At 61.1% G+C, this 27,000-nt stretch carries 22 protein-coding genes and 2 tRNA genes; 6 read left to right on the plus strand and 18 right to left on the minus strand.

Annotation, left to right across the window (positions count from 1 at the left end; genetic code table 11):
* The first annotated feature begins 336 nt into the window (after window positions 1–336).
* The 4 genes from AAAX77_RS08475 to AAAX77_RS08490 all read left to right on the plus strand — a co-directional run bounded on the left by AAAX77_RS08475 (window position 337) and on the right by AAAX77_RS08490 (window position 3,979).
* The gene (locus AAAX77_RS08475) at window positions 337–2,676 is read left to right on the plus strand and encodes a heavy metal translocating P-type ATPase (protein WP_349105816.1); all 2,340 of its coding nucleotides are present in this window, start codon (window positions 337–339) and stop codon (window positions 2,674–2,676) included.
* A gap of 147 nt (window positions 2,677–2,823) precedes the next feature.
* Window positions 2,824–3,045, plus strand: a complete 222-nt coding sequence (locus tag AAAX77_RS08480) for a heavy-metal-associated domain-containing protein (protein ID WP_117634829.1) — start codon at window positions 2,824–2,826, stop codon at window positions 3,043–3,045.
* 41 nt (window positions 3,046–3,086) lie between these two features.
* Window positions 3,087–3,359 (plus strand): metal-sensing transcriptional repressor, encoded by a 273-nt coding sequence (locus AAAX77_RS08485; protein ID WP_349105818.1) that lies wholly within the window; start codon window positions 3,087–3,089, stop codon window positions 3,357–3,359.
* 146 nt (window positions 3,360–3,505) lie between these two features.
* Window positions 3,506–3,979: a hypothetical protein gene (locus AAAX77_RS08490; protein WP_349105820.1), complete on the plus strand. Its 474-nt coding sequence runs from the start codon at window positions 3,506–3,508 to the stop codon at window positions 3,977–3,979.
* Between the two features lie 93 nt (window positions 3,980–4,072).
* Here the strand turns inward: AAAX77_RS08490 and AAAX77_RS08495 are convergent, their stop codons facing one another.
* The 4 genes from AAAX77_RS08495 to gltB form a co-directional block, all read right to left on the minus strand.
* Window positions 4,073–5,476: an amidohydrolase family protein gene (locus tag AAAX77_RS08495; protein WP_349105821.1), complete on the minus strand. Its 1,404-nt coding sequence runs from the start codon at window positions 5,474–5,476 to the stop codon at window positions 4,073–4,075.
* 209 nt (window positions 5,477–5,685) lie between these two features.
* On the minus strand, window positions 5,686–6,393 hold the full coding sequence (locus tag AAAX77_RS08500; protein WP_349105822.1) for a hypothetical protein: 708 nt from the start codon (window positions 6,391–6,393) through the stop codon (window positions 5,686–5,688).
* Between the two features lie 415 nt (window positions 6,394–6,808).
* Window positions 6,809–8,290, minus strand: coding sequence for a glutamate synthase subunit beta (locus tag AAAX77_RS08505; protein WP_349105824.1), 1,482 nt, complete (start codon window positions 8,288–8,290; stop codon window positions 6,809–6,811).
* Window positions 8,291–8,295: 5 nt separating this feature from the next.
* Window positions 8,296–12,996, minus strand: coding sequence for a glutamate synthase large subunit (gltB, locus tag AAAX77_RS08510; protein ID WP_349105826.1), 4,701 nt, complete (start codon window positions 12,994–12,996; stop codon window positions 8,296–8,298).
* 522 nt (window positions 12,997–13,518) lie between these two features.
* Between gltB and AAAX77_RS08515 the strand changes: the two genes are divergently transcribed.
* Entirely contained in the window at window positions 13,519–14,775 is a 1,257-nt protein-coding gene (locus AAAX77_RS08515; RefSeq protein WP_349105828.1) for an Nramp family divalent metal transporter, read from the plus strand.
* Between the two features lie 152 nt (window positions 14,776–14,927).
* Here AAAX77_RS08515 and AAAX77_RS08520 read toward each other — a convergent pair whose 3' ends face one another.
* From AAAX77_RS08520 to AAAX77_RS08545, 6 genes are all read right to left on the minus strand, one after another.
* Window positions 14,928–15,071, minus strand: coding sequence for a rubredoxin-like domain-containing protein (locus AAAX77_RS08520; protein WP_006235327.1), 144 nt, complete (start codon window positions 15,069–15,071; stop codon window positions 14,928–14,930).
* An 88-nt stretch (window positions 15,072–15,159) separates the two neighbouring features.
* Window positions 15,160–15,663, minus strand: a complete 504-nt coding sequence (locus AAAX77_RS08525; RefSeq protein ID WP_117746556.1) for a flavin reductase family protein — start codon at window positions 15,661–15,663, stop codon at window positions 15,160–15,162.
* Between the two features lie 206 nt (window positions 15,664–15,869).
* Complete coding sequence (smpB, locus tag AAAX77_RS08530) at window positions 15,870–16,340, minus strand: SsrA-binding protein SmpB (RefSeq protein WP_349105830.1); 471 nt, start codon at window positions 16,338–16,340, stop codon at window positions 15,870–15,872.
* Entirely contained in the window at window positions 16,330–17,247 is a 918-nt protein-coding gene (locus AAAX77_RS08535) for a hypothetical protein (RefSeq protein ID WP_006235324.1), read from the minus strand. Before AAAX77_RS08535 ends, smpB begins: the two co-directional genes overlap by 11 nt.
* Before the next feature lie 94 nt (window positions 17,248–17,341).
* A tRNA-Glu gene (locus AAAX77_RS08540) sits at window positions 17,342–17,418 on the minus strand.
* A gap of 17 nt (window positions 17,419–17,435) precedes the next feature.
* Window positions 17,436–17,509, minus strand: a tRNA-Gln gene (locus AAAX77_RS08545).
* A gap of 276 nt (window positions 17,510–17,785) precedes the next feature.
* Here AAAX77_RS08545 and AAAX77_RS08550 point away from each other — a divergent pair.
* Window positions 17,786–18,196 (plus strand): hypothetical protein, encoded by a 411-nt coding sequence (locus AAAX77_RS08550; protein WP_006235322.1) that lies wholly within the window; start codon window positions 17,786–17,788, stop codon window positions 18,194–18,196.
* Window positions 18,197–18,268: 72 nt separating this feature from the next.
* Here AAAX77_RS08550 and AAAX77_RS08555 read toward each other — a convergent pair whose 3' ends face one another.
* From AAAX77_RS08555 to AAAX77_RS08590, 8 genes are all read right to left on the minus strand, one after another.
* Entirely contained in the window at window positions 18,269–18,628 is a 360-nt protein-coding gene (locus AAAX77_RS08555) for an arsenate reductase family protein (protein WP_118066575.1), read from the minus strand.
* A gap of 92 nt (window positions 18,629–18,720) precedes the next feature.
* Window positions 18,721–19,773: a MupG family TIM beta-alpha barrel fold protein gene (locus tag AAAX77_RS08560; protein ID WP_349105832.1), complete on the minus strand. Its 1,053-nt coding sequence runs from the start codon at window positions 19,771–19,773 to the stop codon at window positions 18,721–18,723.
* A gap of 117 nt (window positions 19,774–19,890) precedes the next feature.
* Window positions 19,891–21,321, minus strand: coding sequence for a PTS transporter subunit EIIC (locus AAAX77_RS08565; protein WP_035137407.1), 1,431 nt, complete (start codon window positions 21,319–21,321; stop codon window positions 19,891–19,893).
* A 57-nt stretch (window positions 21,322–21,378) separates the two neighbouring features.
* Window positions 21,379–22,302 carry an N-acetylmuramic acid 6-phosphate etherase gene (gene murQ / locus AAAX77_RS08570; protein WP_349105835.1) on the minus strand — a complete coding sequence of 308 codons (924 nt, stop codon included), beginning with the start codon at window positions 22,300–22,302 and terminating at the stop codon, window positions 21,379–21,381.
* A 10-nt stretch (window positions 22,303–22,312) separates the two neighbouring features.
* On the minus strand, window positions 22,313–23,164 hold the full coding sequence (locus AAAX77_RS08575; protein ID WP_055310345.1) for a MurR/RpiR family transcriptional regulator: 852 nt from the start codon (window positions 23,162–23,164) through the stop codon (window positions 22,313–22,315).
* Between the two features lie 204 nt (window positions 23,165–23,368).
* Window positions 23,369–23,950, minus strand: coding sequence for a VanZ family protein (locus AAAX77_RS08580; protein ID WP_349105836.1), 582 nt, complete (start codon window positions 23,948–23,950; stop codon window positions 23,369–23,371).
* 104 nt (window positions 23,951–24,054) lie between these two features.
* Complete coding sequence (locus AAAX77_RS08585; protein WP_195919687.1) at window positions 24,055–24,660, minus strand: recombinase family protein; 606 nt, start codon at window positions 24,658–24,660, stop codon at window positions 24,055–24,057.
* 176 nt (window positions 24,661–24,836) lie between these two features.
* Complete coding sequence (locus AAAX77_RS08590; protein ID WP_349105837.1) at window positions 24,837–26,972, minus strand: RNB domain-containing ribonuclease; 2,136 nt, start codon at window positions 26,970–26,972, stop codon at window positions 24,837–24,839.
* Between the last annotated feature and the right edge of the window lie 28 nt (window positions 26,973–27,000).

A 27,000-nucleotide genomic window follows, 5' to 3' on the forward strand; every position in this document is an offset into this window, starting at 1 on the left:
TACATAGAGCTCTATTACAATAGGGTGCGCATGCATTCCACCCTGGGCTACATGTCTCCAGTGGAATACGAGCGGCAATACGCTTGAGGATCCTTAAAAGAAAGTCCAGTTTATCCTTCCCACTCCAGTCTAAATCTGTAACAGCTATGGTTCAAAAACCGGTCCAGACGTTACAGATTGAGATGATTGGTTGAGACGGTCCATCGGCCAACCAACCACCCTCATCTGTAACGAAATGTCATACATTTCTTTCTGTACTGGACACCCCCAGGGGGTATGGGTGTATAGTATCGGCAGGTTAACACTTTCAACACCGAACCACAGAAAGGAGAAGCCATGGCTCAGGATAAGTTTGACGTGGGCGGTATGACGTGCGCCGCGTGCCAAGCGCACGTGGACCGTGCCGTGAGCAAGCTCGACGGCGTCCAAAGCGTCGCGGTCAATCTGCTCGCCGGCTCTATGCTGGTGGACTACGACCCTGCGCAGGTCTCCCCCGACGATATCTGCACCGCTGTCGATCGCGCTGGCTACTCGGCCTCGCCCATCAGCGCGGGCACCGACGCCGCCTCAAGCGGCAGCTCGCAGGCCAGGTCTGGCGTCACCCATATGGAGTCGCCCACCAAAAAGCTGGAGGCCGCCGCCTCTGCCATGCGTACCCGCCTCATCATCTCGATCATCTTCCTCATCCCGCTGTTTTACACAGGCATGGGGCACATGCTCGGCTGGCCGCTGCCCGGCATCTTCACCGACCATACTCACAGCATGACGCTCGCCCTCACCGAGCTCGTCCTGCTCATCCCCATCGTCTATGTCAACGACGCGTACTTTATCAATGGGTTTAAATCGCTCGCGCACGGCGCGCCCACCATGGACGCCCTCATCGCCGTCGGCGCCACCGCGTCCATTGCCTGGTCGCTCTACGCCATGTTTATCATGGCCGACCAGCTGGCCACAGGTCAGGTACACGAGGCCATGATAACGGGCATGGACAATCTGTATTTTGAGAGCGCCGGCACGATCCTGTCGCTGGTCACCGTGGGCAAATACCTCGAGACGCGCAGCAAGTCCAAGACCGGCGGCGCCATCGAGGCGCTCATCGACCTGGCGCCCAAGACCGCGACCATCGTGGCCGACGACGGCACCGAGACCGCTGTGGACGTCGACGCCATCCTTCCCGGCCAGGTGCTGCGTGTGCGCCCCGGCGAGTCCATCCCCGTTGACGGCGTGGTGCTCGAGGGCAGCTCGGCCGTGGACGAAAGCGCGCTCACCGGCGAATCCATTCCCGTGGAGAAGACCGCCGGCGACACTGTCAATGCGGCCACGGTCAACCGCACGGGCTCGTTTACCTTCCGCGCCACGCGTGTGGGTGCCGACACGTCGCTCGCCAAGATTATCCAGCTCGTCGAGGACGCCAACGCCACCAAGGCGCCTATCGCCCGCATGGCCGACAAAGTCGCCGGCGTGTTCGTGCCCGTGGTGTTTGCGATCTCGGCCGTGACCTTTGCGGTGTGGATGGCACTGACCGGCAGCATAAACGAGGCGCTCACCTCCGCCGTGGCCGTGCTGGTGATCAGCTGTCCGTGCGCGCTGGGCCTGGCCACGCCCGTCGCCATTATGGTCGGCACCGGCAAGGGCGCCGAAATGGGCATTCTGTTTAAGAGCGCCGAGGCGCTGGAGAACCTACGCAGCGTGGGCACCGTGGTGCTCGACAAGACGGGCACCGTCACCCGCGGCAAGCCGGCTGTGACCGATATCACGGTAGCCACGCGCGCTGACGGCTCGCCCGCCATGAGCGAAAAGGCATTGCTCAAGCTGGCCGCTGCGCTGGAGCGCTCAAGCGAGCACCCGCTGGCCGAGGCGATTATGGCCGAGTGCGAGGCGCGCGGAATCGTCGCACGCATGGTCGAGGACTTTACCGCCGTGCCCGGGCGAGGCGTTACGGCACGCGAGGGGCAGAATGTCATCGCCGCCGGCAACGTGCGTCTGATGGACGAGCTGGGCGTGAAGGTTCCCGCCGGCCTTGCCGAACAGTTCGCGGCCGAGGGCAAGACGCCGCTGTTCTTTGCCAAGAACAGCGAGCTTGTCGGTACCATCGCCGTGGCGGACGAGGTCAAGGAGACGAGCGCCGGGGCCATCGCCGCACTGCGCTCGCTTGGCGTCGACGTGTGCATGCTCACCGGCGACAACCGCGTGACGGCCGAGGCCATCGCCCGCCGCGTGGGGCTGAGCAGCGAACAGGTCATCGCCGACGTCCTCCCTGCCGACAAGGAGCACCACGTCCGCGAGCTGCAGGATGTGGGCGGCAAGGTCGCCATGGTAGGCGACGGCATCAACGACTCCCCCGCCCTGGCGCGCGCCGACGTGGGCCTTGCTATCGGCACCGGCGCCGACATCGCCAAGGAGGGCGCCGACGTGGTTCTCATGCGCAGCGACCTCATGGACGTCGCCCGCGCCATCGAGCTGTCGCGTGCCACGATCCGCAACATCAAGCAGGACTTGTTCTGGGCGCTGTTCTACAACGGCATCGGCATTCCGCTTGCCGCGGGCGTGTTCTTCCCTCTCACCGGCTGGCAGCTCTCGCCCATGTTTGGCGCCGCCGCCATGAGCCTGTCGAGCGTGTGCGTCGTAAGCAACGCTCTGCGCTTAAAATCCTTTAAGCCAAAAGTGGCAAAATAAGCTCACCATTAAGTCCATTTAGAACGGGTTTTCCAGGTGCCCGAGATTGACCTGAAAGAGGAGCGACGCGTACTTTGGTACGCGAGCGACGGCTTGAAGGTCAAGGTCGGGCACCTGGGAAAGCCGACACAACAGAGAGGAATACCCATGCGTTACACAATCAAGACTTCCGGCCTTATGTGCGGCCATTGCGATGCCACCGTCGAGACCGCGCTGCTCAACGTGGTCGGCGTGACCGATGCCGACGCCGATCACGAGACCCAGACTGTCCAGGTGGAGTGCGCCGACACCGTGACCGCCGAGCAGCTCGCCGCCGCCGTCGAGGGCGCCGGCGAGAAGTTCCACGCCCTTTCGGTGACCGCCGCGTAACGACCCGCACGTACCCCCCCGACCAGAAACGAGGACCCGCCATGATGGCAGACCACAAATCGGTGACCCGCATGCTCAAAACGGCACGCGGGCAGATCGACGGCATCCTGCGGATGGTCGAGGAGGACCGCTACTGCGTCGATATTTCCACGCAGCTCATGGCCACACAGGCGCTCCTCGCGCGCATCAACGCCGACGTGCTCAAGGCGCATATCGAGGGCTGCGTGACTTCGGCAATCGAATCGGGCGACGAAGACCTCAAAGCCGCCAAGCTCGCCGAGATCGAACGCGTCGTCAACAAGCTCTCCAAGTAATTGGGGCATTGGGGACAGACTTCTTTGCGCCATCTTGGTGTATCGGGGACAGGTACGTTTGCACCACATTGGTGCAGATTAACCTGTCCCCCTTGCTCTAAATCGGGTATAAAGGCGTGCAGCATATCGAACGAAAGGCAATTTGCATGAATGACTTTATGAAGGGTCGCAATGGTGCCGACGAGCTCACCATCGTGATGGGTTTTGCCGGCATCGTCATCGCGATGATCGGATCGATAACCCGCATCCAGTGGCTCAGCTGGATTGCCATCGCCGTAATCGTGATTGGCGTGCTGCGCGGCCTGTCCAAAAATATCGACGCACGTCGCAAGGAGAACGAGGCCTTTGTCGCCGCGACTGCAAACGTACCCGGCTTGGGCAAGTTTGTAGCTAGCTTGGGCGGCGGAGCTGCAGCGGCCAACGCCTCGCGCGCAGCCGGTACTAGCAAGGAAGACTTTGAACGTGCCAAGCGCACAGCCAAGAAGATGTGGAAGGGCCGCAAGACCACAGTCTATCTCAAGTGCCCCAACTGCGGCCAGATGCTCTCCGTTCCCAAGGGCAAGGGCAAAATCCGCGTCACCTGCCCCAAGTGCCACGCCAAGATGGAGACGCGCTCCTAGCCGCCATACCATGGGACAAAATAAAAGCCGAGGCCTCGTGTTGAGACCTCGGCTTTTTTTGATTATGACAAAGGGACCGTCCCTTTGTCACACCTATGCTACGCCATCGCGGGCGAGCTCCTCGGCAAGCGCTTCGGCAGGCATGGCCATAATCGCGTCGAGCTCGGCGTCCACCTCGGGAATGCGCTTCACCTTGAGCTTGCGCACCAGATCGCCGCGACACATCACGTGCGTCGGCTCACGCAGTGCGCACAGGTCATCGAGCGGGTTCTTGCGTGTCACCAGGATATCGGCGGCCTTGTCGCACTCGATTGTGCCGGTCTCGCCGCCCAGCCCCAGCAGCTCGGCATTGACCTGCGTGGCCGTATGCAGCGCGAAGGCGTTACTCACGCCGACATACTTGGCAAAATAGGCCACCTCACGCCACATGTCGTACTGCGTCACGAACGGGCAGCTCGAGTCCGTGCCAAGGCCCACCTTAACGCCAGCTTCCAGTGCGGCACGGGCGCTCTCAATGATGCCCGAGCACACGATGTCGCCGTTCTTCTTTTGCGTATCGGTCGAATGGGTCTTTTCCGGGTCGAGCAATACAAACGGCAGCGCCGGGCTGATAGTGCAGGTAACGCTGGGCGCACGCCCCTCGAGCTGCGTGCCCGCGGCGCCACGGTACAGCTCCAGGATCTCGGGCGTCAGCGGAGCGCCGTGCTCAATCGTGTCAACGCCGGCCTCAAGTGCGGCCTTCACACCCTCGGTACTCTCGACATGGGCCATAACCGGAAGGCCCATATCGTGCGCCGCCTTGCATGCCGCCGCGGCAACCTCCACCGGCATACGCAGCACGCCCGGCTCGCCCACCTCGGTCGCATCGAACACGCCGCCCGTCACGAACAGCTTAATGACGTCGGCACCACGCGCGTACAGGTCGCGCACCTGTTCGGCTGCCTCGGCGGGACTGTTGGCCACCTGGGCGAACAAGCCCGCACCATGGCCGCCCGGCACCGTGACGCCCGTTCCCGGCGCCACCAGGCGAGGACCTTGATACTTGCCGGCGTCGATGGCATTACGAACGGCGATGTCGGCAAACAGTGGGTCGCCCGCGCCGCGCACCGTGGTCACGCCGCTTGCCAGTTGTTGTTGGGCGCTGCCCTTAAGAATATGGCGCACGATGGCGCGCCCCACGGGATTATCGAGCTTCTTCATCAGCGCGCCCGCATCGCCCGCCGAAACCGGCTTGCCCGAACCGCACAGATGCACATGCATATTGATGAGACCGGGCATGAGATACGCACCTGCCAGGTCGATGACCTCGGCACCTGCAGGTGCCTGCGCCACAGCACTCGGCCCCATCCACGTGATGACACCGCGCTCAACAGTCACGGCCATATCGGGTTGCGGCTCCATATGCTCCGAACCATCCAGGACGGTCGCATTGATAAACAACGTGGAACGATCGGCAGACGCCATATCGAGCTCCTCCCCCTCAGAAAACTTGAACATCTGTCCATTATTATCCAGTGTAGCCCGATTGCCACAGACATATCGGTTAACGGAGGGAAGAGGGGATGTGGGGGACGGAATACGCTGCAGTCCCACCCCAGCGACACCAGGGAAATGTCTCGATCTGTAACAGTTACGGGCTCAAACAGCCGCCAAGCGTTACAGATCGAGACAAATAGACACGCGGCGGCGCTGCGACAGCCCATCCCCTACTCCCACTCCTGCTCGTAGATGTTGAGGGACTTTACGTAGCGCCCCTGGGCGCCCATGATGTCGCGGACCAGGCGCAAAAAGAAGCTGATACGCGAGGTGTCGAAGCCATCTTCTAGGTCTTCCGGATGGACGGCGCCGGGCCCGTCGATCGCCGTATCGCTCAGGCGCGCTATGTCGTAGAGGTAGAGCTGCCCCGCCGTCAGCCAGACATCGTCGACGCAGGCGAGGCGCACCGCAATCGCACCGTCGCTCCAATGCTCCTTTTGCACGATATGCGGGTCGTAGACATCAAAGCGACGGTCGGTGCGCGTATCCTTCAGCGCAACCGTGCCGTTCGCAGGATCCTTGCCCAAAATGCCAAAGCGCGAGAAATACTGTGTGTCGCGCACCTGCTCGAGCCGCTTGAGCGAGGCAGGCGAAAGCGATGCCGGTGGCTCGTCAACATACAGCTCGAGCAGCGTCTTACCATGGCGATAGGGGCGCTCGAAGAGCAGCCAATCGGTAAATGCCATGTTGTAGGCCATGATTTCGTTTTGGGAAGGCTCGGTGCGATAGCTGAGCCACGGATCGACGATAATCTCGAACTGTTCGCGCGCCGACTCCAGGAATTGAAACTTCCGCAGCATCCAAAAGTGAGCCATGTCGGCAATATCGTTGCCGACGGCTTCAGCCAGCTCTGCTCGGTCAAAAACTTGGTCAGTCACGGCATCCTCCTCAAACTGATGGACCTCAATTTGAGCTTACGAGGAGGGTGGGCAGCCACGACCAGCGCGGGCAAAATAGGCCTCCGGCTGCAAACCAGATGCTGACCAAACACTTGACGAAAAGCTTGACCGAAAATGCGCACCGCAACAAAACCGCAGGTAAACATAGACGGCCAACCCGCCCTTTTGAGCCAAGCGCCCCCGGTCACCACAGAAACAGCAGAGCACCACAGCTCAAGAAGACGCCGAATGGACACTCGCGCGTCGGCAAACGAACAAATCGGTCGCAAACCCGCAAGGAGTGTCCCCGAATGCCGGCACATAAGGAACGTCCCCAGCTGCCGGCACTTGGGGACGTTCCATTTGGGCCAGCCGTTGGGGACAGCCCTTGTCGATTCAGCTGTGGACAGCCGCCTTACAGCTCCAGCGCCTCGGCGACTTCGGCTGCGCAGGCCAGGGCGTCGGCCATAGCGTTCACCACGAGCGAGCTGCCGTTACGAGCGTCACCGGCAACATACACCGGCGCGGCATCCGCGGCGACGCCGTCAACACGCGCCGCAAGATGCGAGCCCTCGGCGGCCATCACAGGCAGCGGACGACCAGCAGTGGCAACGGGCACGCCAACGGCGTCGAACACACCGTGCTCTGGGCCCGTAAAGCCGCAGGCGATGAGCACCAGCTGGGCCGGCACCTCGTGCTCGGAGCCCGCAATGCGTTCAGGCTTGCCGGCCGACCAATCCAGGTCGACCACGCGCAGGCCCGCGGCAGCGCCCTTCTTGTCCAGCAGCACCTCGAGCGTATCCACGCCCCAAGCGCGCATCTCGCCGCCCATGGCAGCGATGGCCTCCTGCTGGCCGTAATCGGTCTTCTTCACGTTGGGCCACTGCGGCCAGGGGTTGCTCGCCGCGCGCGCATCAGGCGCCGCCGGCAAGAACTCAAACTGGCGCACGCTGCGCGCACCCTGACGTACCGCGGTGCCCACGCAGTCGTTACCGGTATCGCCGCCGCCAATGACCACGACGTCCAGGCCGCATGCATCGACGACAGGCTCGCCGCCATCGAGCACCGAGACGGTCGAAGCCGTCAGGTAGTCCACGGCATACACTACGCCCGGGGCATCAATGTTCGCAGCCGAAAGCCCACGCGGAGCACGGGCGCCGGCAGCCACCACAACGGCATCGAAGTCGTCGAGCTTGGCAGCCACCGCAGGATCATTCACGTCAGCACTCAGTTCGAACACAATACCCAGCTCGCGCATAAGTGCCACGCGACGCTCGACCACGGACTTCTCGAGCTTCATGTTGGGAATGCCGTACATGAGCAGGCCGCCCGGGCGGTCGTCACGCTCAAATACCGTCACACGGGCACCGCGACGTGCAAGCTCCCATGCAGCCACCAGGCCAGCCGGGCCAGAGCCAATCACAGCGACCGTGGGTGCATCCTCCCCTGCCGGCTCAAAGCGGCGCGGACCGCCATTTGCCCACTCATGGTCGCTGATCGCACGCTCGTTGTCATGGATCGTCGTGGGTTGGCCATCGACCGAACCCAGGTTGCACGCGGCCTCGCACAACGCCGGGCACACGCGACTCGTAAACTCGGGCATGGGCGAGGTGAGCGACAGTCGCTCGGCAGCCTCATCCCAGCGGCCGCGGTACACCAGCTCGTTCCACTCGGGAATCAGGTTGTGCAGCGGGCAGCCGCTCGGGCGTGCCTTGCCAAAGCTCGCGCCCATCTGACAAAACGCCACACCGCACATCATGCAGCGGCTCGCCTGGGCACGGCGCGCATCGTCGTCGAGCTCCACGTACAGCGGATCGAAATCGCGGCTGCGCTCCTCCACGGGGCGCAGCTCGTGGGTCACGCGATCGATATCAAGAAAAGCACCGGGCTTACCCATGGCACTTACGCCTCCTTCTTGGTCGAAGCAACAGAACCGGTAGCGGCCACGGACGCAGCACCCGCAGCACCGCCCGCGACATCAAAGCGAGCAACATCCGCGGCACTCGCGCGACCGGTCACGATGTCAAACGCCAGCTCCTCGGCCTGCGCATGCGTCTTGCCCACGGCCTCGCCCGCAGCGACGATCGCCAGTACGCGCTCGTACTCGGTCGGAATGACCTTCACAAAGTGCTTGCTCATCGAGTCGAAGCTGTAGAGCAGCTTAATTCCGCGCGGACTCTGCGTCGCGTCCACGTGCCCCTGGATGAGCTCGCGAATCTGCGCCAGCTCACCGGCCGTCGGGGCCTTGAGCTCCACGCTCTCGTGGTTCACACGGGCGTCGAGCGTGCCGTATTGGTCAAAGACATAGGCCACGCCGCCCGTCATGCCGGCGGCAAAGTTCTGCCCGACCTCGCCCAGGATGAGCGCCAGACCTCCCGTCATGTACTCGCAGCCATGGTTGCCGCAGCCCTCGACCACCACCGTGGCACCGGAGTTGCGTACGCCAAAGCGCTGGCCGGCCAGGCCGTTAATGAAGCCGCGACCGCTCGTGGCGCCAAAGAACGCAACGTTGCCCACGATGATGTTCTCGTCGAACTTGTAGGTCGCATGCGGGTTGGGGCGCACCGACACCTCGCCGCCCGAAAGGCCCTTGCCAAAGTAGTCGTTGGCGTCGCCGCACACGTTGAGCGTAATGCCGCGCGGCAGGAAAGCGCCAAAGCTCTGACCGGCCGAACCATCGCAATCGATGGTGATGGAGCCGGCGGGCAGGCCCTCGGGATGCGCCTTGGTCACCGCGTTGCCCAAGATGGTGCCCACGCAACGGTTGACGTTGGCGATGTCGGCGCGGAAGCGAATCGGGCGCAGGTGTGCACGGGCATCGGCCGTATAGGGCACAAACAGCGTGGAGTCGAGCGTCTTGTCGAGCTCGCTGTCCGCAGCCATCTGGGGCAGGAAGTGACGGCCGTCGGCGCCCGGGATGTGGGCACCAAACTCACAGGTCGCGCTTGCCAGCACGGGCGACAGATCGAGCAGGTTGGCCTTGCGGTTGCCCGGGACCTCGATCTGGCGCAGGCACTCGGGATGGCCGACCATCTCGTCGACGGTGCGGAAGCCCAGGCTCGCCATGACCTCGCGCAGCTGCTCGGCAACAAAGAGCATAAAGTGCTCGACGTGCTCTGGCTTGCCGCGGAAGCCGCGACGCAGGCGGCAGTTTTGCGTAGCGATGCCGGCCGGGCAGGTATCCTGCTGGCAGTCGCGCTGCATGAGGCAGCCCATGGAGATGAGCGGCATGGTCGCAAAGCCAAACTCCTCGGCACCCAGCAGGCAGGCGACGGCGACGTCGGTGCCGTCCATGAGCTTGCCGTCGGCCTCGAGCACCACGCGTGAGCGCAAACCGTTTTGCAGCAGCGTCTGCTGGGCCTCGGCAAGGCCAAGCTCCAGCGGCAGACCCGCGTGCCAGATAGAGTCGCGCGCAGCGGCACCCGAGCCGCCATTGTGGCCGCTGATCAAGATCTTGTCGGCGGCACCCTTGGCCACACCGGTGGCGATGGTGCCGACGCCGGCCTCGCTGACCAGCTTGACCGACACGCGTGCGCCGGGGTTGGCGTTCTTAAGATCGAAGATAAGCTCCGCCAGGTCCTCGATGGAGTAGATGTCGTGGTGCGGCGGAGGCGAGATCAGGCCGATGCCGGGCGTGGACTGACGGACCTCGGCAATCCAGGGGTAGACCTTCTTACCGGGCAGGTGGCCACCCTCGCCAGGCTTGGCGCCCTGGGCCATCTTGATCTGAATCTCGAAGGCGCTGCACAGGTAGCGGCTCGTCACGCCAAAGCGCGCGCTTGCCACCTGCTTGATGGCGGAGTTCTTGGAGTCACCGTTAGCCAGCGGGGTCTCGCGGCGCGGATCCTCGCCGCCCTCGCCGGAGTTGGAACGGCCGTGCAGGCGGTTCATGGCGATGGCCATGCACTCGTGCGCCTCTTTGCTGATGGAACCGTACGACATGGCGCCGGTGTTAAAGCGGCGGACGATGTTGAGCGCGGGCTCCACCTCGTCGAGCGAAACCGGCGTGCGACCGTTGGCATTAAAGTCCAGCAGGTCACGCAGGCGCACGGCACGGCCGGTGCGGTGCAGGCGGGCGCTGTACTCCTTAAAGGTGTCGTAGCTGTCCTCGTGGCAGGCGGTCTGCAGCAGGTAGACGGTCTGCGGGTCGATAAGGTGATCCTCGCCGCCGAGCGGGCGCCACTTGGTCAGACCCAGCGTGGGCAGCTGATCGGGAGCCGGGCTCTTAAGAATAGCGAGCGCAGTGTCGTAGCGCTCGTTTTGCTCGCGCTCAACGTCCTCGACGCCCATACCACCCACACGGCTCACCGTGCCGGCGAAGTACGCGTTGACAAACTCCGGCGTAAAGCCCACGGCCTCGAAGATCTGCGCCGAATGGTAGCTCTGCACCGTGGAGATGCCCATCTTGGACATGATGGAAACGATCCCGGCAGTCGCAGCCTTGTTGTAGTTGGCGATGCCCTGCTCGGCTGTCACGTCCAGATCGCCGTGCGCCGCCAAGTCGCGAATGCACGCATGCGCGTTGTACGGATAGATGCCGCTCGCGGAGTAGCCCACCAGCGCCGCAAAGTCGTGCGGGGACACGGCGTCGCCACACTCCACCACGATGTCGGCAAAGGTGCGCACGCCAGCGCGGATCAAGTGATTGTGAACGCAGCCCACGGCGAGCAGCGACGGTACGGGCACCTCGCCCGCAGCGGCACGATCGCTCAACACCACGATGTTCACGCCGTCGCGGACCGCGGCCTCAACGTCCTCTGCAAGCTGCTTGAGCGCAGCCTGCAGCGCACCCTCGCCGGCATCGCGGCGGTAGACGGCACGGAAACGGCGGGTCTTAAAGCCCACGCGGTCGATGGCGCAAATGCGGTCGAACTCCTCCTCGTTGAGCAGCGGGCGCTCCAGACGCACCAGCTGGCAGGCCGTACGGGAGTCCTCGAGCAGGTTACCGTGGTTGCCCAGGTAGAGCGTGGTCGAGGTGACCATATGCTCGCGTAGGGCGTCGATCGGCGGGTTCGTGACCTGAGCGAACAGCTGATAGAAGTAGCCAAAGAACGAGCGCGTCTTCTTGGACAGGCAGGCCAGCGGCGCGTCGATGCCCATCGAGGCGAGCGGCGCCTTGCCCTGCTGGGCCATGGGACGCACGACCTCGTCGACGTCATCCCAGTGGTAGCCGAGCTTGGCCATGCGCACGGCGGCGGGCACCTCGGCGTCCTCGGCGGGCGTTGCCGCAACGGGCTCATCAAGCGCGTCAACGGTCAGCGTCTCCTCGGCAATCCAATCACGGTAGGGCTTTTCCTTAGCATAGCGGGCGCGCAGCTCGTCGTTGTAGATCACGCGGCCGCGGGCAAAATCGACCTCGAGCATCTGGCCCGGCCCCAGACAGCCGCTCGTCAGGATGTTCTCGGGGCTCACCTCGATGGTGCCCACCTCGCTTGCCAGCATAAAGCGACCGTCGCGCGTCACATAGTAGCGAGCGGGACGCAGGCCGTTACGGTCGAGGGCGGCACCCAGCGTGCGACCGTCGGTAAAGGCGATGGCCGCCGGGCCGTCCCACGGCTCCATGAGCATTGACTGGTAGGCGTCGTAGGCGCGGCGCTCCTCGCTCAGACTGTCGTTGTGGTCCCATGGCTCGGGCAGCAGCATGGATGCGGCACGCGTGAGCGGACGGCCGTTCATGACCAAAAACTCAAGCACGTTGTCCAGAATCGCGGAATCGGAGCCCTCGCGGTTGATGATGGGCATCACGCGCTCAAGATCGTGCTGCAGCACGGGGCTGTACAGGTTGGGTTCGCGGGCGCGGATCCAGTTGACGTTGCCCTTGAGGGTGTTGATCTCGCCGTTGTGGATGATAAAGCGGTTGGGGTGCGCGCGCTCCCAACTGGGCGTGGTGTTGGTGGAGTAGCGCGAGTGGACGAGCGCCACGGCCGTTTTGACGGCGGCGTCGTTGAGATCGATGAAGAAGCGGCGCATCTGCGTGGCGACCAGCATACCCTTGTACACGATGGTGCGCGAGCTCATGGAGCACACGTAGAAGATCTTGTCGCGCAGGGCAAACTCGGCGTCGGCCTTTTTCTCGATGGTGCGGCGGCACACGTATAGGCGGCGCTCAAAGGCATCACCGGCGGGTGTGTCGTCCGGACGGCCCAGGAAGGCCTGCAGGATGGTAGGCATGCAGGCGCGGGCCGTCTCGCCCAGGTCGTGCGGGTCGACCGGTACCTCACGCCAAAAGAGCAGCGGAACGCCGGCTTCGGCGCAGCCCTCCTCAAACACGCGACGGGCATCCTCTACGCCCTTGTCGTCCTGCGGGAAGAACAGCATGGCCACGCCATAGTCGCCCTCTGCCGGCAGAATCTGGCCGCACTTTTGAGCCTCTTTGCGAAAAAAATGATGCGGAACCTGGAACAGGATGCCGGCGCCGTCGCCGGTGTTCTTCTCGAGTCCCGTACCGCCGCGGTGCTCCAAGTTGACCAGAATGGACAGTGCGTCGTCCAGAATCTGGTGATGGCGCTCGCCGTTGATATCGGCAAGCGCGCCGATGCCACATGCATCGTGGTCGAATTCGGGGCGATAAAGGCCCTGCTGCTGAGCGGAATCTGCCTGCATCGCGATCCTCCCCTAGGTGTTAGACAGTCAGTTGACTAGGCATACTAGGTGCATCGCCGGCCCGTTGTGTTTCCCGCCCGTTTCGAAACAATCGCGTAACGCACGCCCTACGAGTGGACACCGCCGACCTCAAGGACGACAACAAGGGCCCCAAGTTCGGCCTGTAAGCTCACCGCTTCAAACATCTCAATCTGTAACAGGAAGACCCAATTTTGGCGCCTAGATGTTACAGATTGAGATGTTTTCGAGAGACAGTTCCGAATGTCTCGATCTGTAACACGAAGGGCCGGTTTTTGCAGCTAACTGTTACAGATCGAGATTTTCCATAGGACCATTTCTTCCTGTCTTGATCTGTAACACCTAGACCCAATTTCCATCCTTAGTTGTTACAGATCAAGACATTTCGGTAATCCCCTTTCACCATCCTATTCAAATACAACAATTTTGTTAGTCTTGGTTAACTTTTTAGCATAAAACGGGTATCCTTTGCGGCGTCAAACAAACGGCACGCAGGAGCTCACCATGCTCAACCATCTCAAACAACACTTTGGCTCGCACCGCACCGGAGGCCACGGAGGTCTGGATATCGCCCGGCATATCGGCCCCGGGCTGCTCGTGACCGTCGGCTTTATCGATCCGGGCAACTGGGCCTCCAATATGGCCGCGGGCTCGCAGTTTGGCTACGCACTGCTGTGGATCGTCACGCTGTCCACAATTATGCTCATTGTGCTGCAGCACAACGCGGCACACCTGGGTATCGCCACGGGCGCCTGTCTTGCCGAGGCCACGACACGTTACCTTCCCCGCTTCGTTGGGCGCACGGTGCTTGCCAGCGCCTATCTCGCGACCATCGCCACCGCCATGGCCGAAGTCCTGGGCGGTGCGATCGCGCTCCAGATGCTCTTTGGGCTGCCCGTGCGCGCGGGCTGCGTCATCGTGGCGACAGTATCGATGGCGATGCTCATGACGAACTCCTACAAGCGTGCCGAGCGATGGATCATCGCCTTCGTGGGCGTGGTAGGACTCTCGTTTTTGGCCGAGCTCACGCTAGTCAAGGTCAACTGGCCGATGGCCGCCGCAAGCTGGATCACACCCAGTATGCCCACCGGCTCGGCCGCGATTATCGTAAGTGTCCTAGGCGCGGTCGTTATGCCTCACAACCTCTTCCTGCACTCCGAGGTCATCCAATCCATGCACTTCGAAGGCCAAGGCGAGCAGGTTATCGAGGAACGTCTGCGCTACGAGCTCTTCGACACGCTCTTTTCGATGGGCGTGGGCTGGGCGATCAACTCGGCCATGGTCATCCTGGCCGCAACGACCTTCTTTGCGCACGGCATTGTCGTAGACGACCTCGCCGTCGCAGCGGCCACGCTCTCCCCCATTCTGGGCCCGGCAAGCTCGGCCATCTTTGCGGTGGCACTGCTGTTTGCGGGTATATCGAGTAGTGTGACGGCGGGCATGGCGGCGGGCACCATCACCGCAGGCATGTTCGACGAGGAATACGACATCCACGACCGACATTCCTCGATCGGGGTGGCGGCTTGTTTCGTCGGCGCAGTGGCGGCGTGCTTGGTCGTCCCGAATCCTTTTGAGGGTCTCATCTGGAGTCAGGCGCTGCTGTCGCTTCAGTTGCCGATTACGGTCTTTGTGCTCATACGACTCACCAGTTCGCCCCGCGTTATGGGCAAATACGCCAACTCGCGCCCGCTCAACGCGCTGCTCGTAGGGATCAGCGTCATCGTGACGATTCTCGACATCGTGCTGCTAACGGGGATGTAATTGGGATGGCGTGACTGTCCAGATATAACGTCTCAATCTGTAACACGTGAGACCGTTTTAAACCGTCAGATAAATCAAAAGGGTCCCGGCCGAGAATTCGACCGGGACCCTTGGACAGAGCTATATGTTGTTGCAAGTCGTGTGTCTACGAGCTACTCCTCGACAAGCTCAAACTCATCGGGGCCGACGCCGCAGACCGGGCACACGTAGTCCTCGGGCAGCTCGGGCGTGTCGACCTCAACCTCGTAACCGCAAACGGTGCACACAAACTTATACGTCTTCTTCTCCTCAGCCATGATGTTCTCCTCTCGAACGTGACTGCTGGTGTACTTACTTATTAGTATATATTCTCAATAACATAATGCAAGTATTTTTAGAACATTTCTAGCCTTGATACGACGAGGCTTTGGGCGGTGTCTTGCCCTTTAGCACCTTGTGATAGTAGTCGTACGTCAGCGGCGTCTCGTCGCTCAGGCGCTCGGCATCCTCGACCTCGCCAATAAACAGCAGATGCGTGCCCACATCCACAGTGTCGATCAAACGGCAGCTAAACAGGGCCGCCGCATGCTCGGGCACATAGGGCATGCCCAGAGCCGTCTCGCGGGTCTCGTATTTGGCAAACTTGTCATAATCGCTGCTGGTGCGGAACCCAAAGTTACCGATGTAGAGCATGTCGGCCGTCTGATCGATCACGGTCAGCGCGAACGCTTTGGCCGATGCGATGACGCCCGAGGTGACATTGTCCTTGTTCACAGCAACCGAAATACGCGGCGGCATGGACGTCACCTGCACCGCAGTGTTGATGACGCAGCCGGCGCGCAGCCCGTCTGCCGCAGCGCTCACCACGTACAGACCGCTCGGCATGGTAAAGAACGCAGTTTTGTCCATAACGATCACTCCCCTAGCTCGGGTTGGAACCTCATGAATGTATGTACCCACAAAAAAGGCGGCACCCATAACGGACGCCGCCTTTGAGACATATGTGTCAGAACAGTAAGAAAGATGAGACGCCCGCAGTTGCGGTGAAATAGGGACTGAATAGCCCCTCAAACAGGCAAAACAGTCCGTATCTCACCGCAACTTATATAGAGCGCCTAGCGGTTGCGTTCCTTAAGGGCGCGGTCGATCTCGCGTTGGACATCACGCTTGGCCATGTCCTCGCGCTTGTCGTAGAGCTTCTTGCCGCGACCCAGACCCAGCAGCAGCTTTACGCGGCCGTCGGTATTAAAGTAGAGTTCCAACGGAACCAGCGCATAACCACGGTTGCGAAGTTTGCCGTCAAGAAAGTCGATCTCCTTGCGGTGCAGCAGCAGACGACGCCGACGGTCGGGATCGCGATTCCACACGCCACCATGGCTATAAGGGTGGATATGCAGGCCGACGAGCCAGCACTCCCCGCCGCGGATCAGCGCGAAGGTATCGGTGATCTGGCAGGCGCGCTCGCGAATCGACTTGACCTCGGTGCCACTCAGTTCAATACCGCACTCAAATGTCTCATCGATAAAGTACTCGTGATGTGCCGAGCGATTCTTGGAAATGAGTTTGCGCTCGCGCCTACTGGGCATCGCCGGCCTCCTTGGCGCCGTCGGCGTTTGAGCCCGCAGCCTCGCGCTTTGCCTTGCGCTCGGCATTGAGCTCGGCGTCGCTCTCGCGCACCAGTTTGATAATCGCCGCGCAGGCCTCCTCGCCCACCAAGTCGCGAGCACGCACCGTCAGGCGCGTCGCCTCCTGCTTGTCGCCGTCACTTGCAGCATCGGTCGCGCACATAATCAGGCAGATGGCAATCTCGGCCGAAGGCGAGGTCGGCACGCCTTGCAGGGCCAGTTCACCCATCACGTGGTCGTCGCTCTCATCGGCGGCATCCGGATAGGTGGTATGGATCTTGTTGAGCAGGCGCGTCGTATGCGCATCGTTGGGCGCCAGGCGCAGCGCCAGACGCGCGCAGCCCACGGCAGCCGAAACGTTCTCGGTCTCGGGCTCCAAGAAGTACTGGCCTAGATTGGCGTAAGCGCGGGCGGCGCACTTGCCATCGCTTGCACGCTCCAGCACCGAGAACGAGAGCGATGCCCATTCCTGCTTGTCCTCGAGTGCGCGGAACAGCTCGGCCAGATCCAGGCGGTAGTTGCAGTTCATGGGGTCCCAACGCACAGCCTGCATCAGGGCATTACGAGCGCTCACATAATCCTGCTGGCGAATGTAGGCAAACGCCATATCAGAGTACAGGCGGTCAAACGGCACCTCGACCTGCACGAGCTCGCGCGGATCCTTCTCCACGCGGCGATAGGCCAAGCGCTCAAACTTGCTATCGAAGCTAAAGTATTGGCGCTTCTCCTCCGTCTTGCACTCAGCGTCGATATACTCCTCGGCGAGCTCCACCAGACGCTCCAGCAGCGGCGTCGCCGTAGCCAGGTCGCCCTGCGCCAGATAGTTCTCGGCATACGTGATGTCTTGCAAGCTGATGGGCAGATCCATGGCTACTCCTCGATCTGAGCGAAACACGGCAGGCGCCGTATATACGGTCAATACACAAAACCCGGGTCTCTTACGAGGCCCGGGCGTTCAATTTTGGTAGCCCGTACCAGATTCGAACTGGTGATCTCCGCCTTGAGAGGGCGGCGTCCTAAACCGCTAGACGAACGGGCCATATGTAGCAAATGCAATGGCTGGGATGGAGGGAGTCGAACCCCCATTGACGGAACCAGAATCCGCTGTCCTGCCATTAGACGACATCCCAATAACTGCATCGCTGCGCTCGGCTGTGCCTTTGCGCAAGAAAGAAATATACGGGAAGTCTCGCCATGACGCAAGCCCCAATTTTGACTTTTTTGAAATTCAGTCAAATTGGCCTAATTTAGTCCAACCCGTGAAGGACCTGTGAAGCCGACCGCTGTACACGAAGGGCAAAACGCCGCGAGCGGTAGCCGTCAACCGTTGGCAGATTCTACCGCGAAAACGATAGCACCAGGCAACACAATCGAAGTATCAATGATCACGTAGATATCGAGGCGCCATGGACGAAGAGCTTGATTACCTATGGGAGACCCTGGGCCTTGAGATCACTGCCGACCTTTGGCCCGAACGGGACAAAATCCATCCCACACTGCGCCCCGCCATTACTGTGGTGCAGGCAAAATACCGCCGTGCATCCTTTTTGATCATGCGGATGTCATGGCACGCGGGACTCCCCGACCTTAAGCGAATCCAGGCAAGTCTCGTCGAGCTGTCCGGCATGCCGACCGTCATATCCGAGGCGCACCTGGAGCAGCGTCAGCGCGAGCGACTGCAACAGCAGCGGATTCCCTTTATCTGCCCCGGCGTTCAGGCATATCTGCCCTTTATGGACGAGGAGTACTGGAGCGGCAAGCCCAACAAACACGTAAAGGTCTACGATCCGCACGAATGGGCACAGCTGGCGGACTGACTGGGGCAGGCCCGCCGGCGGAAAGTGCGTCCCACCCTGAGCACACAAAACGGGTCGCACTTTCCGCAGCCGCTACAGCAACGCCTCGGCCCAAGCCGATTCCCTAAAGCCGGGAATCACAAAGTCGTCGCCCACCAGCAGCGGACGCTTGACCAGCATGCCGTCGGTCGCCAGCAGCTCGTAGCACTCCCGATCCGTCATGCCCGCGTCCAGACGCGCCTTCAGGCCCAGCTCTCGATATTTCATGCCCGACGAATTAAAGAAGCGCCGCACCGGCAGCCCCGAACGAGCAATCCAGGTCGCAAGCTCATCAGCCGTGGGATTGTCCAAAACGATATCGCGATCGATATACTCTACCCCATGTTCGTCCAGCCATGCCTTGGCCTTCTTACAGGTCGAGCACTTGGGATATTCAACAAACAGTACGGTCATGGGAATCCTCCGAATATAGATCGGCCAACGCAGGCACACGCCACACGAGGCGCCTTCGTATGATGGGCCAATTGTAGCCCACGGGTCACACGCTAAACGAACCGTACCCCGAATCCGCGTTTAATGAACGGCAGCAGCTCCATTGCCTCGGGCGTGATATGGCCCGCAACGTTCATGCGCTCGTCACCGGGAAGATCGACCCGCGCAATCTCAAGCTCGCCTTCGTAGCGCCCATATCCGCTATTGCTCACAGCGATCGACCCCGCCTTTCGCGGCAGGCCGGCTCCGGCATCCGTCGGCACGGAATCCGGCTTAAGCGTCGTACGTGACTCCTGAGACCTAAAGATGAAGACGCTCGAGTCGGGCCGGTCGTGATGAATCTGCCCGCGCGCATAGGCATAACCGAGCTCAAGCTCGCATTGCAGGTCCACGTATCCGGCGGAAACTTGAGCAAACTGCGCCCAGCCCGCATCGGAAAGATCGGGGTCGCCGACCAACACAATGTCGCAATCGGCGCCATGTGCAAGCTCAAGCATATTGAGAGCAACCTTTGACGCGCGACCGCGCTGCGCCTCGACCGTCGGCAGTCCCTCGAATACCGGCCCGCGAACGTTAGCATCACCCGGCACAAAAGCCATGATTTCGAATCCAAGCGCCGCAAGACGAAGATTCACCCGAGCAATGTCCTCCAGAGCTAAACCGGTATAAGGCTTGGGGTAAAAATTGTGGCAGGCGGCAAAACGAGTCACATCGGCGCCGGCTTCACGCCACGATGCGATTTCATCAGAACTCACCGTCGATGCATTGACCACAATGCGAAATACACCGGACAGCTCCGCGACCCGCTGGGCGCTAAAGCCATAGTCCAAACGAAGGTATTCCAACCCCAGATCGCGCAGGTCCTCGATACGCTCAAGCCCGAGTAAATCGCACGTACGCGGCCCCACATCGGCAATGAGCGCAATGCCGCGGGCGGAAAGCAGCGACAGCACATGACGGACCTTATCGGCATACGCCGCTCCCCCATCCTCGGGAATATGCAGTGAGGTAAACGCATAGTGCGCACCCGCCGCGGCACCACGCTCAATCGTCCGCTCAATATCCTGCAGAGGGCTGGAAAGATAAATCGAAATACCCGTTTTCACGCTTCAACGCTCCTTTAAAAAAGGCCGACGGAGCAGTTAGCCCCGCCGGCACAACCATATCATCAAGAAATCTGCCGCGCTCCGCGAGCCCTGAGCAACACGGCTCGCGATATCAAACTACTCGCCAAAGAACTCGTTGATCTTCTGCTCGTCGACGCCAAAGAACCACGTCAGGACAAAGCCGGCGGCATAGGCTAGCAGCATAGCGGCAACGTAGCCGAGCTGCTGGCCAGGAACGACGATCAGCAGGCCAAACAGACCGGAAACGCCCTGAGAAACCGTGCCGATGTGAAGCAGCGCCGCGAGCGCGCCGCCAAATCCGGCACCCAGGCAGGCCGTCACAAACGGACGAACGAGCGGCAGCGTAACAGCATACATCAGAGGCTCGCCCACACCCAGGATTCCAACGGGAATGGACTCTGCGACGTACTTCTTGAGCTTGGCGTTCTTGGTCTTAAAGTACAGCGCCAAACCGGCACCGACCTGGCCGCCGCCAGCCATCATAAGGATGGGAAGCAGGTAATTGATACCCTTGGTAGCGCCGTCGGGATCGTTGAGCATAGCGTGGATCGGCGTGAGCGCCTGATGCAGGCCGACGGAAACCAGCGGCAAGAAGCCTGCCGACAGGATATAGCCGCCCAGGACGCCCAGCTTCTCGAAGATAAAGGTCAAAACGCTAAAGATGGCAGTCGTCAGCCATGCACCAACCGGCTGGATGACGAGCATCAGAGCAAAGGCGCCGATGATGAGCACCAGCAGCGGGGACAAGAACGTGTCGAGTGCGTTGGGCATAACCTTGCGAATCTGACGCTCCATCCAGGCAAAAAATGCGCCAGCGATGAGAGCCGCGATCATGCCGCCCGCTGCGGGGTTGTACTGCGCATTGGTGAGCGGCAGCAGAATGGCAGTGGCAGGATCAGCCGCGCCAGGCGCAAGCAGGGGCATGGCACTGTTGGCGATGCACATCATGCCGGCGATGCCGCCCAGCGCAGCGGAACCACCAAACTCACGTGCCGCGTTATAGCCCACCAAGATAGGCAGATAGGCAAACAGGGCCCAGCCCATGGAACGAATGCCCTGGTACCACCACTCGCCTGCAAGCGCTCCTGCCGTCGAGACGTTAATGACGTTGCAGATACCGTTGATGAGGCCAGCCGCAATGATGCCGGGAAGCAGGGCGACGAAGACATTGGAAATCTTCTTGAGGAAGGCCTGAACCGGCTTGGACTCGTACTTGGCCTTCTGCGCGGCCTTGTTTGTGGCCGCAGCGTCAACCACGCTCTCGTCGGCAACGCCTTTCGCAAGGCCGGTGAGCTTGGAGAACTCCTCGAGCACCTTATTCACCTTGCCCGGACCCAGCACGATCTGCATCGTGTCGTCCTCGACCAGGCCCATCACGCCGTCGAGTGCCTTAATACCCTCCGTGTCGACGTTGCCCGTGTCTTTGACGGTCACGCGCAGGCGCGTCATGCACGCCGCGTTTGCGAGCACGTTGTCTTTACCGCCCAAAAGGTCCAACAGCTTTTGGGCCAGCTCTTTGTTCGTCATAACTCCTCCTTGTATTGGGTATCTCGTCTGGATGTCATATCAGCTCGCGCCGCGCACCTATTGGGCGTCGGCATTGCTCTTCTCATGGCCACTCACCGCAGTACGGACATGGCCGTGCGCCCGTTCAAGAGCTACCGCAGCCTGCTCGGCATTGCAGTCCAACAGCACCGAGACAATAGCGGTTTTTACGTGGCCGCCGGCATCCGCAAGCGCCTGAACAGCGCGCTCGCGCGTGCAGTCGGTCGCTTCCATCACGATGTTCTGGCCGCGCACCACCAACTTCTCGTTCGTCTGCTGCACATCGACCATCAGGTTTTGGTACACCTTGCCAATCTTGACCATGGCACCGGTCGAAATCATGTTGAGAATGAGCTTTTGAACCGTTCCCGCCTTGAGCCTCGTTGAGCCGGTCAGCACCTCGGGACCGGGCACGGGCTCAATGGCAAGATCTGCGCTCTCCCCGATCTTCGACCCTTGGTTGCAGGCGATTGCAATGGTCTTGCACCCAGTTGCCTTGGCGTACACAAGGCCGCCCACCACGTAGGGAGTACGACCGCTTGCCGCCAGGCCAACGACAAGATCCTTGTCCGAGAGTCCACGCTCTCGTAGGTCGTTCGCGCCAAGCTCCTCGCTGTCTTCGGCACCTTCGACAGCCTTGATAAACGCCGTCTCGCCTCCGGCAATGAGCCCGACAATCAGATCGGGTGACACGCCAAACGTGGGCGGACACTCCGAAGCGTCGAGTACGCCCAGACGACCGCTGGTGCCCGCGCCCATGTAAAAGACGCGCCCGCCGCGCTCGAGTGTCTCAGCAGCCCAGTCGATTGCTGTGGCAACCTGGGGCAACACTTTCGTGACCGACTGGACGGCACGAAGATCCTCATCGTTCATCGTCGTGACGATTTGCAGCGATGTCATCGTATCGAGGTCCATTGACCTTTGATTACGCTGTTCGGTCGTGAATTTTGTTAAATCGAGCATTTCATTCACCTCATCTTTCCTGTTTCTCGATGTAGTTTTGCTTAATGACATGCGTCGCCCGTTCGTAGTCGCTGGCAACGTAAGCAGCGTACAGGGCATCGACAACCATAAGCTGGGCCATACGCGAAGCCATGGCACCGCTGCGGACCAAGGGTTCACTCGCAGCGACGCCGAGCACGGCATCGGCCATGGTGGCAAGCTTGGATGATCCATCTACTTTGGTAACGGCCACTACGGGACAGTTGTGGCGTTGAGCCTCGGCGGTGCAGTCCAGCACCTCTTGCGTCAAGCCCGAGTAACTAAAGGCGATTGCCATATCGCCCTCATGCATGTTCTTGGCACATAAGAGCTGATCATGCCAGTCGTCGTACAGATGGCACTCTTTGTCGACACGCATGAGCTTTTGCGCCAGGTCGTGCGCGACCAAACGAGAAGCACCAATACCGAACAGATTGACCGCGCGTGCCCGCTTAAGACGGGCCGCGCATCGCTCCAAGACGGTGTAATCGAGCGTTCGCGCCGTCGCCTCGATCGTGCGCACGTTGCTTTTCATCACCTTCCCCACGATGCGTTCGACGCTGTCATCCATGGAGATGTCCTCGAGAGCTACGTCTTTCTTGTCACCTAAGAGCGCCAGCTCGGCAATCAGTTCGCGCTGGAACTCCTTGTAGCCCGCAAAACCCAAACGCTTGCAAAAGCGCAAAATGCTCGAGGGCGAGGAGAACGTGACATCGGCAAGACCGCGGACGGACAGCCCGACCACCTCGTGCGGATGAGCGCTTACATATGCGATGACATTGCGTTCCGCCGGGCTCGCGCTGAGCTCACGCTCGCGAAGCCGCAAAAGCAATCCGTTTGCCATCTCAAACACCTCCGTTGAGAAGAATTAAAGACCAACGACCGATTCGTACCGGATACAAACAGCTTTTGCGGTACATTGTGCCGCATCGTGGCGCACAAAGGGCGAGCGTTCTACCGCTCGCCCCTCAAATCCGACCGCTCGGAAATACGCGCGACACAAAATAATTCAACAAGGTCGCATTATCAGAAACGGGTTTGTTACCGGCTAGCGCCTCGCATGGGCGCCGATCGGCCGAGTCGCATGGCGCACCAACGCCGCCGTCAGCAATACCAACAGCATGGCGATGACATAGCCCGCAGCATCGAATCCTAAATCGATAACGTCGAAATGCCTGCCGGGAACAAAGATCTTATGTACCTGATCGCCAACGGAGCAGGCGGCGCAAAAGAGCAATACGGGCACGCAACGGGAGCATACGCTCCACGGACGCTTGGAAAAGCAAACCACGACCACCGAGGCGAACAATCCGACGAAGAAAAACTCTACAGTATGGGCAACGCGACGGACGTTCGTGCCCACCCACATGCGAATGGAAGCAAGTCGGCCAGACCGGACATTCGAGGCAGCCGAATCGGTGCCCCCGGTCATTCCGTTCTCCGCCTGAGCTTCACCCGTGGCATCGACAGCCTGAACGCCCGTAGCCTGACCCTCCACCACACGCGCGGTGGACTCGCTCAGCAACGACGTCTCCACCGCATTTTGCTCCGTCAGCACCCAGATGCCCGCCAGCGTTGCAGCGAACAGAACGATCGCGGTCCATCCGATTATTTGTTTTACGCGCGCCAAGGGTCAACCTCCTTTTTTGAATATCAGCGAGTGTAGCCCCAAATGGCATCGTCACCGTATCAAAATTTGAATCGCAACAGGAAGCGACAAAGCGACGCAAAACCCTACCCCGCCTCGCGCATCCAGCGATCGAACGTCCCCACGCACACGCCCAGGCACTTTGCTGCCTGGCTGCGGGTAATATCGCCCGCCTCATAGCTATCGCGCACCAGCTCAAACTGAGGAGGGCATGGCTTGCGAGGTCGACCGAAACGGACCCCTCGCGCCCGCGCCGCTGCAATCCCCTCCGCCTGGCGCCGATGGATATTCTCGCGCTCCACCTGCGCCACGTAGCTCAGCAGCTGCAGCACAATATCGGCAATCAGGGTGTTAGTCACATCCGGCGCGCCGCTGGCCCTGGCGCGCGTGTCAAGCAATGGCATATCCAACACCACAATGGCAACCCCGAGCACCTTGGTAATGCGTCGCCATTCCTCAAGAATCTCGGAGTAATTACGGCCAAGTCGGTCGATAGAAAGCACCACCAGCACGTCCCCGTCTCCCAGGACGTGCAGCAGCTCGCGATAACGCGGTCGATCGAAGTCCTTGCCGCTCGCATGGTCGGCATAAATATTCGCCGAGCCCACGCCATAGGCGCCCAGCGCATCCAGCTGCCGATTAAGATTCTGATCGCGCGAACTCACCCGCGCATAACCGTACACCGTCGCCATCTCATCCCCGCTTTCTTGTAAACCTGACAAAAGGGACAGGTTTATTTTGGTAGGTTTTACCTCTCAAATAGCAGGTAAGCGGGCGGCCGAGCAGACGGCAAGGTAGCCACGATTCAAATGCGAAGGGCGGTCCCGAAAGGCCGCCCTCCGCTCTCTCGCCACGAGTCGGGATTTAGCTAATGGATAAGCTTAAAGTCCAAGTGCCCACGCGTGGTATTGACGCGCGAGACCTCGATAATCACGCGCTGCCCCAGCTCGTAACGGGTGCCCGTGTCGGCACCTGTGAGCGTGAGCGCGTCCTCGTCGAAATCGAACCACTCGTTGCCCAGACTCTTGATCGAAACCAAGCCTTCGGCCTGCGTTAGGTCCAAGCGCACAAAAAGGCCCATGCTGCTAACCCACGAGACGGTTCCGGCATAGCGCTCGCCCAGACGGTCCTCATAGTACTGGGCAATCTTGATCTTTTGCGTCGCATGGCTGGCGGCATCTGCCGCGCGCTCGGCATCGCTGCATGCGCGGCAGATCTGCGGCAGAATGCGCGGCAGTGACTCGCGCCCCTTGCCGATCAGGCGCGGCGTACGGACCAGGGCGTCCTTGCCGCCCAGCTGCTCATAGGCCAACTGCAGCTTGAGTACGCGGTGCACCACCAGATCGGGGTAGCGACGGATGGGACTCGTAAAGTGACAGTAGCACGGCGCGGCGAGCGCAAAGTGGCCCTCGTTGCGCGGCTTGTACAGCGCGCGCTGCATGCTGCGCAGAAGCAGCGTGTTAACGAGCGGTGCGTTGGCCGTACCGGCGGCAGCATCGACTGCAGCCTGCAGCTCATCGGGGCTCCCCAGGGCAATACCGGCAGCACGGCGATCGTCGATGATGCCTAGCTGCGCCAGCGCAACGGCGGCACCGTGCAGGCTATCGGGGCTCGGATCTTCATGCACGCGATAGCAGGCCTCGATATCACGGTCTGCCAGCCACTCTGCAACGCACTCGTTGGCGAGCAGCATGGCTTCCTCGATAAGCGACGTGGCACGCGAACGCTCACGCGCCACAATCTGCACGGGTACTCCGTCCTCATCCAATAGAGCGCGAATCTCGGCCGTGTCAAAATCGACTGAGCCGTGGGCGCGACGAATACGACGGCGAAGTTCGGCGAGTTCGTTGGCGGCGACAAGGAAATCGCCGAGGTCGATGTTGTAGCCGCGGGCGGCCTTCTCGCACGCAAGACCGCGCTCAAGCGCTTCCTCGCGCGAGGTCTCGGCAGCCGCAACATCCTCGGCTGCACCCTCCAGCACCGAATACTCAACCGCGCCGGCACGCACCAGCAGCGCCTCGGCGCCGTCATAGTCCATACGCACACGCGAGCGAATCACGCTGGGGTACGGATCGTAATGCCGCACGCGACCCTGCGCATCGAGCTCGATATCGACGGTAAACGCAAGACGGTCCTCGTCAGGGCGAAGCGAGCACAGGTCACAGGACAGGCGTTCGGGCAGCATGGGAAGCACGCGATCGGCCAGATACACCGATGTCGTGCGATGGCGAGCCTCAAGATCGATATGTCCGTCCCAAGCCACATAGTGTGAAACGTCGGCGATATGCACACCCAGCTTGTAGCCACCCTCGGGCGTACGCTCCAGCGAAATGGCATCGTCAAAGTCGCGCGCGTCGACCGGGTCGATCGTGATGACAAAGCGGTCGCGCAGATCGCGGCGGAGCGGGTCCTTAAGCGCCGCGGACACATCGAGCGAAAGCCCCTCGGCCTCGTCCAGCGCGGCCTCGGGATAGCTATCGGTATAGCCGTAGCGCGCCATCACATATTGAACGCCCAAATCGGGCGCATCATCTCCGCCAATGCGGCGCTCGATCGTCACGGTGCCCGATTCCAGGCGCGTCGGGTAGGTCAAAATGCGCGCGACAACAGCATCACCCGGGTGGACACCCAGACGATCCGCCGAGGTATCCTCGGGCAAAATGAAGAAGTCGGCCTTCAGGCGCGAATCGAGCGGCTCAATCACACCGAGCGGACCGGCGGTCTGGTACGTACCCACCACGCTTATGGCTGCGCGCTCAACCACGCCTTCGATCACGGCGCGCCGCTCACCGTGCGGGCTGTTCTTAATGCTCACGGCAACGGTATCGCCGTCCATGATCTCACGCTTGCCGCGACCCATGACCTTGTAGTCGCCGTTTTCGGTTACAACGTAGGCGCTATGCTCATGGAGCTGCACGCGCCCGGTCAGGCTCGGACGGCGTTCGCTGCGCACCGGCCCGCGCTTATTGCGAGCTCCACGCTTATGCTTGTTATTGCGCCCCATGGCGCCTCCTAACTATCGATTGCGAACT

Origin of the sequence: Collinsella sp. CLA-ER-H6, assembly GCF_040092305.1 — a bacterium.
Classification (GTDB): domain Bacteria; phylum Actinomycetota; class Coriobacteriia; order Coriobacteriales; family Coriobacteriaceae; genus Collinsella.